Source organism: Mesorhizobium sp. M7A.F.Ca.ET.027.03.2.1, assembly GCF_003999175.1.
GTDB lineage: Bacteria > Pseudomonadota > Alphaproteobacteria > Rhizobiales > Rhizobiaceae > Mesorhizobium.
In genome coordinates this window covers 1-10,217 of sequence record NZ_RZOM01000088.1, presented here as the reverse complement: position 1 = coordinate 10,217, position 10,217 = coordinate 1, and the positions used below count along the sequence as shown (strand labels likewise).

Genomic DNA, 10,217 nt, shown 5'->3' with positions numbered 1-10,217 from the left:
GGCGACGGTGTCGCGCTCCGGAGATACGGTGACGGCCATAGTCTCAGACCTTTTCGACTTCTGGCCGGCCCAATATGCCGGAAGGCAGGAAGATCAGCACGATGGCCAGGATCGAGAACGCCGCGACGTCCTTGTAGTCGATCGAGAAATATGCCGACCACATGCTCTCGATGAAGCCGATCATCAGCCCGCCAACCACCGCGCCCGGCAGCGAACCAATGCCGCCCAGCACCGCCGCCGTGAAGGCTTTCACGCCCGGCGTAAAGCCATCCGAGAAGGCAATGACGCCGTAATACATCAGGAACAAAGTGCCGGCGACCGCGGCAAGGGCCGCACCCATGATGAAGGTGATCGAGATGGTGCGGTCGACATCGATGCCGAGCAGCGCCGCCATCTTGCGGTCCTGCTCACAGGCCCGTTGCGCTCGCCCGAGCGAGGTCTTGTTGACCAGATACCAGAACAGCGCCAGCAGCAGCGCCGTGACGACGACGATGATGATCTGCTTCAGCGACACGCTGATGCCGTTGATGTTGTAAACCTGGCTGACCATTGGCGGGATCGGCTTGTTGCGGGGACCCTGCGTCACCTGGACGAAGTTCGACAGCGCGATCGACATGCCGATGGCGGTGATCAGCGGGGCCAGTCGGAACGAACCGCGCAGCGGCCGGTAGGCGACTTTTTCAATCGTCCAGTTGTAGAGGCTGGTGAGCAGCATCGCCACGATCATCATGACCAGCAGCGCCAGCACAACCGGCACGGAATAGAACAGCGCGCCAAGGGCGAGGAAGACGATCAGTGCCGTGAAGGCACCCACCATGAAGATGTCGCCATGGGCGAAATTGATCATGCCGATGATGCCGTAGACCATCGTGTAGCCGATCGCGATCAGCCCATAGATCGATCCCAGCGTCAGCCCGTTGATAAGCTGCTGGACAAAGTACTGCATGTGTACATAGCTCCCCTGGAATGTCGCCCATGCAGACGCATTCCTTTTCGTATTTCCCCTAGTCGTAAAGTTTCGAGCCCGGATTGCAACGTCATTTTTCAATCGTCATGCGTGTTTTCGAAGCACGCTATCCGATTGCCCGCTTTCCATCATCCGACCCCTGGACTATCGCGGACCCTACCATTGGCATAACGCAATGTCTTTGACGATTCGACTGCATCATGCGCTCCGTTTCGAAGAAATCGCCGTCAAGATTAGGTGATGAAAGGAATCCTTGCGTTTTTGGCACGATCCGTTTTTCAAGCCGTCGCTTTCCGCAAGGTCAGGATTCCCATCACTTGACAACAAATCCGTGCGCGAACGGGTCGCGGTCGTCGATGAAGATGGTGTTCAGCCCGGTCATCCGCGCCCAGCCGCCGATAGAGGGAATGATGGCCGGCTTGCCGGCGACGGTGACATCCTTTTCGACCTTGCCCTTGAACAGCGAACCGATGATCGATTCATGGACGAAGCTGTCGCCGGCCTTGAGTTTGCCCTTGGCATGAAGCTGCGCCATGCGCGCCGAGGTGCCGGTGCCGCAGGGCGAGCGGTCGATCGCCTTGTCGCCGTAGAACACGGCATTGCGGGCATCCGCCCCATCCACCGTCGGAGCACCGGTCCACAGCATGTGCGACAGCCGGTTGATGCCCGGGTTCTCAGGATGGACGAAGGAATATTTCTCGTTGAGCCGCTGGCGCACCACCGGGCTCCAGGCGATGAAGTCGCCCGCCGAATAATCGGCCATGTCGCGATAGTTCTTCTGCGGTTCGACGATGGCGTAGAAGTTGCCGCCATAGGCGACGTCGACGGTGATTTCGCCGAGCCCAGGGCATTCGATTGTCAGCCCCTCGGCATGGAGGAAGGACGGCACATTGGTGATGCGCACCTCCTCGACATAGTCGCCGACCTGTTTGTATTCAGCGATGACAAGTCCGGCCGGCGTGTCGAGCCGAAGCACGCCCGGCGTCTTCGGCTTGATCAGACCGTGCTCGATCGCCATCGTCACCGTGCCGATGGTGCCATGGCCGCACATCGGCAGGCAGCCGGAGGTTTCGATGAACAGGATGGCGATGTCGCAATCCTCGCGCGTCGGCGGATAGAGGATCGAACCGGACATCACGTCGTGGCCGCGCGGCTCGAACATCAGGCCGGTGCGGATCCAGTCATACTCGGTCAGAAAATGCGCACGCCGCTCCATCATCGTCGCGCCCTGCAGCAGCGGGCCGCCCCCAGCGACCAGCCGCACCGGATTGCCGCAGGTGTGGCCGTCTATGCAGAAGAAGGATTTCTTGGCCATGACGCTCCTCGAAAATCAAAACCCGAAAATATCAAAATCGTTGCGGACTGAAGGGGGCCAGTTCGATCGGTGGAGTCTGCCCCAGGACAAGATCCCTGATCAACCGTCCGGTGGCCGCCGCCTGGGTCAGGCCGAGATGGCCATGGCCGAAGGCATAGACCACCGACCGCTTTGCCGGCGCGCCGCCGATGACTGGCACTGAATCCGGCAGCGAGGGGCGGAACCCCATCCATTCGCGCCCGCCCGAGGGATCGAGCCCCGGCAGGAATTTCTGCGCCTTCTGCAGCAGCGCCTTAGACCTGGCATAATTGGGCCGCCGCTCGATGCCGCCGAGTTCGACGGCGCCACCGACACGCAGGCCCGTTGCGAGCGGCGTGACGACGAAGCCATGGCCGGAGAAGATCAGCATCCGCTTCACGTCGAAGGCACTCGTCGGCAACGTAGTGTTGTAGCCGCGCTCGGTCTCCAGCGGAATGCGATCGCCGAGTTGCTTCGCCAGCAGATGCGACCATGCGCCTGCTGCGACGACGAGGTGTCGCGCCTGTCTGGTCGTGCCGTCTGCCAATGTCAGCGTCGCACCATCCTGATCCGCCGCGACTTGGCCGATCCGGGCCATCTCAAAGCGGGCACCCTTGCTTTGTGCGTAGGCCCACACCGCCTTGCCCAGCAGTTTCGGGTCGGCGACCGTCTTCCATCCCGGCACGAACGTGCCTTTGATGAAGCGCGGCGACAGCCCCGGCTGCAAGGCGGCCAGTTCCTCGCCCTCGACATGGCGGAAACCGATGCCGAAACGCTCACGCGCCGCCCAGCCGGGCAGCCCGGCCTGGAACTCGTCTTTGCTTTCATAGAGCTCGAGCGAGCCATCCTCGCGCAGCATCGACCGCGTGCCGGAGCGATCGAGCAGGCCCATCCACTCCGCCTCGGCGAGCTTCATCATACCCGCCTGAGCAGCAAGGCTCGCCTCGTATTTTCCCGGCGCGCCGGCGCGCCAGAAGCGGATCAGCCAGGGCAGAAGCTTCGGCAGATAGGCGGGCGGAATGCTGAGCGGGCCAAGCGGATCGGCCAGCCATTTCGGCAGCTGCCGGATCATGCCCTTGTGGGCCAGCGGCAGCACATCGGAAAAGGCAAAGGCGGCGGCGTTGCCGGAGCTCGTCTCCTCGCAAATGCCGGTGCGGTCGAAGACGGTGATCCTGCGTCCGGCCTCGGCGAGAGAAGCGGCTGCACAGATGCCGATGATGCCGCCACCGATGATGGCGATGTCCAAGCCTTCTCCCCGTTCACGGGGAGAAGGTGCCCGAAGGGCGGATGAGGGGCGGCGCGCCGCTTCTGTCGACTTGGAATTTCCTGACACGTAGGCGCTGCCCCTCATCTGGCTGCCGCCATCTTCTCCCCGTGAACGGGGAGAAGAAAGCCATCAAAATGTCGGCAGCTTCGGCCGAACCGCGAGCGCATCCTTGACGATCTTCTCGACAGCCTTGCGGCGCTCGCCCGACAGCGGCTGCCGCGGCATGCGAACGCGGTCATTTGTGTTGATCGCGAACACTTCGGCAAGCTTGATGTTTTGGACCAGATAGGTCGAGACATCGAGATCGAGCAGCGGCCGGAACCAGCGGTAGATGGCGAGCGCCTCCTCGCGGCGGCCCTGCTTCATCAGCTGGAAGATGGCGACGGTCTCGCGCGGGAAGGCGGTGACCAGCCCCGCCACCCAGCCGATGGCGCCAACCGACAGCGCCTCGAAGGCCAGATTGTCGACGCCGGTGAACAGGTCGTAGCGAGTACCCAGGCGATTGATGATCTCGGTCGAACGACGGATGTCGTCGGAGGATTCCTTGATCGCGACAAAGCGCCTGTCCGACGCCAGCTCCTCCATCTGGTCGACGCTGACGTCGACGCGGTAGGCAAGCCGGTTGGAGTAGATCATGACCGGCAGGTCGCCCGCCTCGGCGACCGCGCGCAGCGCAGCGACCGTCTCTTCCGCATTGGTGTGGTAGATCGGGCTCGGCACGACCATGAGGCCATTGGCGCCTTCTTTGGCGGCGCGCCTGGCGATGCTGGCGGCCTCGCGTGTGCCGGCCTCGTTCACCGTCAGCAGCACCGGCTTCTTGCCGGCGACCTTCTGTGCGGTCTTCAGCACCTCTATCTTCTCGTCGGGCGACAGCATCGGCCCCTCGCCGAGCGATCCGCAGACGATGATGCCGTCGCAGCCGGCCTCCATCTGCAGGCTGAAGCAGCGCTCCATCTCGGCATGATCGAGACGATCATCCGCGGTGAATTTAGTCGTGACGGCGGGAAAAACTCCGGTCCACATGATCATCTCTCCATCTGATATATCAGTGGTATATCTATTAACAAACCCGCTGTCAATGCGGATTCCGTTATGATATATTCAAGATATATCAGGAGAGCGCATTTGATATCCATGGCAGCAAGCATCCCGGCAGAGCCGGCGGCGACCAGGGCCTACCATGTGCTCGAGCACATGATCGTCACGCTCGAACTGGCCCCGGCAAGCTTCGTCACCGAGGGCGCCCTGATCGACAGGCTCGGGCTTGGCAGGACACCGGTGCGCGAGGCGATCCAGCGGCTGGCATGGGAAGGGCTGCTCGACGTCAGGCCGCGCGCCGGCATCGCCATCGCCCCGCTCCATCCCGGCGACTGGTTGCGCGTCCTCGATGCGCGTCGCGGCGTCGAGGTGGTGCTCGCCCGCTCGGCCGCCCGCTTCGTCACCCGCGAAGCCGCCGACCTGTTTCACGAAGCAGCGCTTGCCATGCAGAAGGCGGTGATCTCGGGTAATGTGCTTGCCTTCATCCAGGCCGACAAGGCACTCGACGAAGCGCTGGCGCTGGCTGCCGACAATCCCTTCGCCGCCCGTCTGGCCGCCCCCTTGCAGACCCATAGCCGCCGCTTCTGGTTCCGCTACAAGGCCGAGACCGGCCTTGCCGAATCCGCCGAGCACCATGTCGCGCTGATCCGCTCGATCCTTGCCGGCGACGAGGAGGCCGCGGCCAAGGACGCCAAACGCCTGATGGCGCTGCTGCGCGGCCACGCCGAGACGGCCGCCACGCGCTGAATGTCCTTTATACCCCGGTGCGCTTTCGTCGCCGGCGCTTCCTTGAAGCTCGGGTCAAGTCCCTGGCAAGGCAGCCGCCGCCATCAACGAACCGTCCCAGCCTTCACCCGCCGTGATGACGCAACTCTGACCATGCGTGTCGGTGGCAAGAATTGTCCAGGTGCCCCGGTCGGAGACGAATATCTCAAGAATCAGGCTCGGGTTGACCAGGCCGCGCGCCGCCTCACTTTCGTGGAATTTTTCCCCGAGCGCTTTGATCATATCCGCACGGGCCGCGCATTGCTCCGCCAGCGCCGGGACGGCGGGACACGCAGAAATTGCCGCGAAAAATAGCGTTGCCACAAGACGGGTCATCTGACACCTCCTTGCGCCAGACGATGTCCCCGAAGCTGTCGCCAGCGCCGTTGCTTGATCTGCCGTACCTCCTTGCGGCAGGACTGCAAACCAAGACGGCAGAACCTACTTGGTTCCATCACATTAGCGTTCAAGCGGATAGGGTCGCGGCCGGATTGCAAAAAAACGCCCGGGCGCGAGCGCCCGGGCCTTAATCCAAATCAATTTGTTGTCCGGTCAATTCATCGTCGGGATGACGAATTCGGCACCATCCTTGATGCCCGCCCGCGCGACCGCAGCCGAAGGCGAGGACGCGCAACCAAGAAATCGTCCGGTCAGTTCATCGTCGGGATGACGAATTCGGCACCATCCTTGATGCCGGACGGCCAGCGCGAGGTCACCGTCTTGGTCTTGGTATAGAAGCGGAACGCGTCCGGGCCGTGCTGGTTGAGATCGCCGAACGAAGATGCCTTCCAGCCGCCGAACGTGTAGTAGGCGATCGGCACCGGGATCGGCACGTTGATGCCCACCATGCCGACCTGGACACGGCTTGCAAAGTCGCGCGCGGCATCGCCGTCACGGGTGAAGATGGCGACGCCATTGCCCATCTCGTGATCGTTGGCGAGCTTGATCGCGCTCTCATAGGTCGGGGCGCGCACAACAGAGAGCACCGGCCCGAAGATCTCTTCCTTGTAGATACGCATGTCCGCGGTGACGTTGTCGAACAGGCAGCCACCCATATAGTAGCCGTCTTCATAGCCCTGCATGGAGAAGCCGCGGCCGTCGACGACCAGCTTGGCGCCTTCCTTGACGCCGGTATCCACGTAGCCCTTGACCCGTCCCAACGCCTGCGCCGTCACCAGCGGGCCGAAATCGGCGGAAGAGTCCGTCGAAGGACCGACCTTCAGGCTCTCGACGCGCGGGATCAGCTTTTCCATCAGCCGGTTGGCGGTATCGTTGCCGACCGGGACGGCGACCGAGATCGCCATGCAGCGCTCGCCGGCCGAGCCGTAGCCGGCGCCGATCAGCGCATCTACGGTCTGGTCCATGTCGGCATCGGGCATGATGATCATGTGGTTCTTGGCACCGCCGAAGCACTGCACGCGTTTGCCGGCGGCTGTGCCGCGCGAATAGATGTAATGGGCGATCGGCGTCGAGCCGACAAAGCCGATGGCCTTGATGTCGGGATCGTCGAGGATGGCGTCGACGACATCCTTGTCGCCATTGACGACATTGAGGATGCCCGCCGGCAGGCCGGCCTCGAGGAACAGTTCGGCAATGCGCATCGGCACGCCCGGATCGCGTTCCGAAGGCTTCAGGATGAAGGCGTTGCCGCAGGCGATGGCCGGCGCGATCTTCCACAGCGGGATCATCGCCGGGAAGTTGAACGGCGTGATACCGGCGACCACGCCGAGCGGCTGGCGCATCGAATAGACGTCGATGCCGGGGCCGGCGCCGTCGGTGAATTCGCCCTTCATCATGTGCGGTGCGCCGATGCAGACCTCGACCACTTCGAGGCCGCGCTGGATGTCTCCCTTGGCATCGGCGATCGTCTTGCCGTGCTCGCGCGCCAGGATGTCGGCCAGTTCGTCATAGTCGCGCGCGACCAGTTCGAGAAACTTCATCAGCACGCGTACGCGGCGCTGCGGGTTGGTCGCGGCCCATTTCGGCTGCGCTGCCTTGGCATTCTCGACCGCCGCGCGCAGTTCCGCCTGCGAGGCCAACGCCACCGTGCCGCGCACCGAGCCGTCCATCGGCTGCATGACATCCTGCTTGCGGCCGCTGGTCCCGGCGACATGCTTGCCGCCAATGAAATGACCATAGTCGATCATGATTTCTCTCCCTTGTTTGTGATGCTGCATTGTCCGCCTTTGGCCGGCGGATGGCAACGCGACGGAGAACGCAACCGTTGTGCGGAGAATAGATAACGATTGACGAGCGAGCATCAATTCCCGCAAATGGTGGGATGCAATTGCTGCCGTGCGGATTGAGAGATTGAGTTCCACCACAGAACGCAGCGTCGATAATTGTCATCTGGACCCTCCCCATGAACTGGGATGACGTCCGCATCTTCCTCGCCGTGGCGCGCGCAGGCCAGATCCTTGGCGCCGCCAAACGGCTGGAGCTCAACCACGCCACCGTCTCGCGCCGCATCGCCGCACTCGAGGAAGCGTTGCGGACAAAGCTGTTTCGCCGCTTGACGACCGGCAGCGAGCTGACGCCCGCCGGCGAGCGTTTTCTCGACATTGCCGAGCGCATGGAGGGCGACATGATCGCCGCGCGCTCGACCATTTCAGGCGAAGGCGACGACGTTTCCGGCACGGTGCGCATCGGTGCGCCCGACGGTTTTGGTGTCGCCTTCCTGGCCAAGCGCCTTGGCGAACTAACCGCCCTGCACCGCGAGTTGACGATCCAGCTTGTGCCGGTGCCGCGCTCCTTCTCCCTGTCGCGTCGCGAGGCCGACATCGCCATCACCGTCGAGCGGCCGACCGAAGGCCGGCTGGTGGCAGGAAAGCTGGTCGACTACTCGCTCGGCCTGTTTGCCTCGCGCGCCTATGTCGAGGCGCATGGCTTGCCCAAAACCGCCGCCGAGCTCGGCCAGCACACGCTCATCGGCTACGTACCCGACCTCATCGTCAGTCCCTCGCTCGACTATGCGGGCGAATTCAGCACGGACTGGCGCACCAGCTTCGCCATCTCCTCGGCGCTCGGCCAGGCCGAGGCGGTGCGCTCGGGCGCCGGCATCGGCATCCTGCACACCTTCGTCGCCCGCTCGATGCCGGAATTGGTATCCGTCGATGTGGTCGCGCCGATCCGCCGTGCCTACTGGCTGGTCTATCACGAATCGGTCAGGCCGCTGCGCCGCGTCCAGATCGTCGCCAGCTTCATCACCAAGGTGGTGGAGCGGGAGCGAAACCTGTTTGTCTGATGCATGTCGCCCAAAAATGATCTCGGTTTTGAGAGAACGACATGCATAAAACAAAGACGCTAAAGCGCATCGCATGAATCCGATCAAACGCGATGCGCTGTAGCCGTGCCGCCTTTTCCTTGCCACAAAACCGGCCAGTGTGGCATCAGGCGTGCGGTCGCCGGCTGTGGGCGGACGCCGCGCGCAGGGACACTTTCAGAAAGCTGGCGCGGATAGACATGCGAGCCGTTCTTGCCATCCTGCCGCTGCTTTTCGTTTCGGCTTGCGCCAATCCGTGGACGAAGGTCACGGGAGCCGAACTGCCCAAGCCGATCCGCTACGCAATGGCGCGGCCTTCGCCTTTCGTCTTCGGCAATTATTGCGGCCCTGGCACCCGCACCGGCGATCTATCGGCCCGGCCGGCCGACCGCCTCGATGCGGCCTGCCAGGCGCATGATGCCTGCTACATCGCCCGCCACAACCATTGCGACTGCGACGGCACCCTGGTCGCCTCGGCGAAAGCGATCCGTGACGACAAGACAGCGCCACGCAAAATGCGCGGCGAGGCCGAACTGTTGATCGCCACCTTCGCCATTCCCGTCTGCAAGGTCTTCCCGCAAGGCTTCATGCCGCCGCGCGATCCCGCGCAATTGAGCGCCCTGAAGGCCGGAGTCGCCGGGTGAAGGGTCGCGCATCCATCGCCATCGTTTTGTTCGGGCTGGCTGTCCTTGCCGGCTGTGCCGGCGCTGGCCGCAATGCCTGCGATCTCCTGCAAGGCCAGAGCGCTTGCGCGCGACCCGCGCTCTCGGCCGGGACAGCTGGGCCGCGGATCGCCGCCGCGCAGTTTTTCGGTGACGCCGGCACGAGCGACTATGAAAAACGCTTCCTGGCGCTGCTCGCCCACCACCAGCTTGGCGCCATGGACCGCGCCAACGGCACCGGCCCTTTCGGCCATGACCGCCATGAGATCGCCAACAGCGATTTCCAGGCGACCTACCGGACACTGCAAAAACTGGCCGGACCGGTTGCCGAAACGCATCTGCCGCCGGCCGGCGCCAGCAGCGGCGAGGGCCATTTCGACGGACGCTGGCGGGTGTCGCGGCAGACACTCTACATCGATGCGGCTGCGCGGCCCTCGGCGCCCAGGATCTTCGATTTCTCCGGCCTGCAGGCGCGCAGCGTCGAGGTCGTGCTGCGCCAGGCCGGCAAGCAACCGGCCGACATCGAAGGCATCTGCGACGGCACGCTGGCGATCCGTGCCGGCGGCGGTTCACGCACCATCGCCATGGGCACGGCATTCCGTTTTCGCCTGTCCGGCGAGGACGACACGGTCAGCCTGTTTCCGAGTGACGGCCTGAACCGCTGCACCGCAAGGATCCGCTCCAGCCTTGCCCCGGCCGGCGCGCCGCTCACCATTCGGCGCGAAGAGGCCGCCGATCCGGCTCTCGCCGCCTTCGACAGTCGCTACGAGCGTTGCACGACGCCTAACCCCACCGGCCTCGATGCGCTCAGCCGCGCCTTCTATGCCAGCCGCTGGCTGTCGCAGACCTGCGCCTTGCCGATCGGAAAGCCGCGCCTGCTGCGCAAATCGCGCGATGGCTTCAACGCCAAGGTCGAGGCGCTG

The 10,217-nt window shown here is 63.7% G+C and carries 9 protein-coding genes and 1 pseudogene; 4 read left to right on the top strand and 6 right to left on the bottom strand.

Going from position 1 to position 10,217, the window contains the following annotated elements; genetic code table 11:
- Positions 1–43: 43 nt before the first annotated feature.
- The 4 genes from EN750_RS06410 to EN750_RS06395 all read right to left on the bottom strand — a co-directional run bounded on the left by EN750_RS06410 (position 44) and on the right by EN750_RS06395 (position 4,590).
- Complete coding sequence (locus EN750_RS06410; protein ID WP_127395927.1) at positions 44–946, bottom strand: branched-chain amino acid ABC transporter permease LivH; 903 nt, start codon at positions 944–946, stop codon at positions 44–46.
- A 334-nt stretch (positions 947–1,280) separates the two neighbouring features.
- Positions 1,281–2,282 carry a 4-hydroxyproline epimerase gene (locus tag EN750_RS06405; protein WP_127395926.1) on the bottom strand — a complete coding sequence of 334 codons (1,002 nt, stop codon included), beginning with the start codon at positions 2,280–2,282 and terminating at the stop codon, positions 1,281–1,283.
- A 31-nt stretch (positions 2,283–2,313) separates the two neighbouring features.
- Positions 2,314–3,651 carry an FAD-binding oxidoreductase gene (locus tag EN750_RS06400; protein WP_189526065.1) on the bottom strand — a complete coding sequence of 446 codons (1,338 nt, stop codon included), beginning with the start codon at positions 3,649–3,651 and terminating at the stop codon, positions 2,314–2,316.
- Between the two features lie 45 nt (positions 3,652–3,696).
- A complete protein-coding gene (locus EN750_RS06395) occupies positions 3,697–4,590 on the bottom strand; it encodes a dihydrodipicolinate synthase family protein (RefSeq protein WP_127395924.1) in 894 nt (297 codons plus the stop codon).
- 111 nt (positions 4,591–4,701) lie between these two features.
- Between EN750_RS06395 and EN750_RS06390 the strand changes: the two genes are divergently transcribed.
- Positions 4,702–5,352, top strand: a complete 651-nt coding sequence (locus EN750_RS06390; RefSeq protein ID WP_245472866.1) for a GntR family transcriptional regulator — start codon at positions 4,702–4,704, stop codon at positions 5,350–5,352.
- Between the two features lie 54 nt (positions 5,353–5,406).
- On the opposite strand, the gene EN750_RS06385 is transcribed toward EN750_RS06390, so the two are convergent.
- Entirely contained in the window at positions 5,407–5,706 is a 300-nt protein-coding gene (locus EN750_RS06385; RefSeq protein ID WP_127395923.1) for a hypothetical protein, read from the bottom strand.
- 314 nt (positions 5,707–6,020) lie between these two features.
- On the bottom strand, positions 6,021–7,517 hold the full coding sequence (locus EN750_RS06380; RefSeq protein ID WP_127395922.1) for a CoA-acylating methylmalonate-semialdehyde dehydrogenase: 1,497 nt from the start codon (positions 7,515–7,517) through the stop codon (positions 6,021–6,023).
- Positions 7,518–7,732: 215 nt separating this feature from the next.
- On the opposite strand from EN750_RS06380, the gene EN750_RS06375 reads away from it, so the two are divergent.
- From EN750_RS06375 to EN750_RS06365, 3 genes and pseudogenes are all read left to right on the top strand, one after another.
- Entirely contained in the window at positions 7,733–8,614 is an 882-nt protein-coding gene (locus EN750_RS06375) for a LysR family transcriptional regulator (RefSeq protein ID WP_127395921.1), read from the top strand.
- A gap of 218 nt (positions 8,615–8,832) precedes the next feature.
- Positions 8,833–9,276 (top strand): hypothetical protein, encoded by a 444-nt coding sequence (locus EN750_RS06370; RefSeq protein WP_127395920.1) that lies wholly within the window; start codon positions 8,833–8,835, stop codon positions 9,274–9,276.
- Positions 9,273–10,217: pseudogene (locus tag EN750_RS06365) on the top strand (phosphatidylserine/phosphatidylglycerophosphate/cardiolipin synthase family protein); the annotation flags it as partial. The gene EN750_RS06370 and the pseudogene EN750_RS06365, both read left to right, overlap by 4 nt.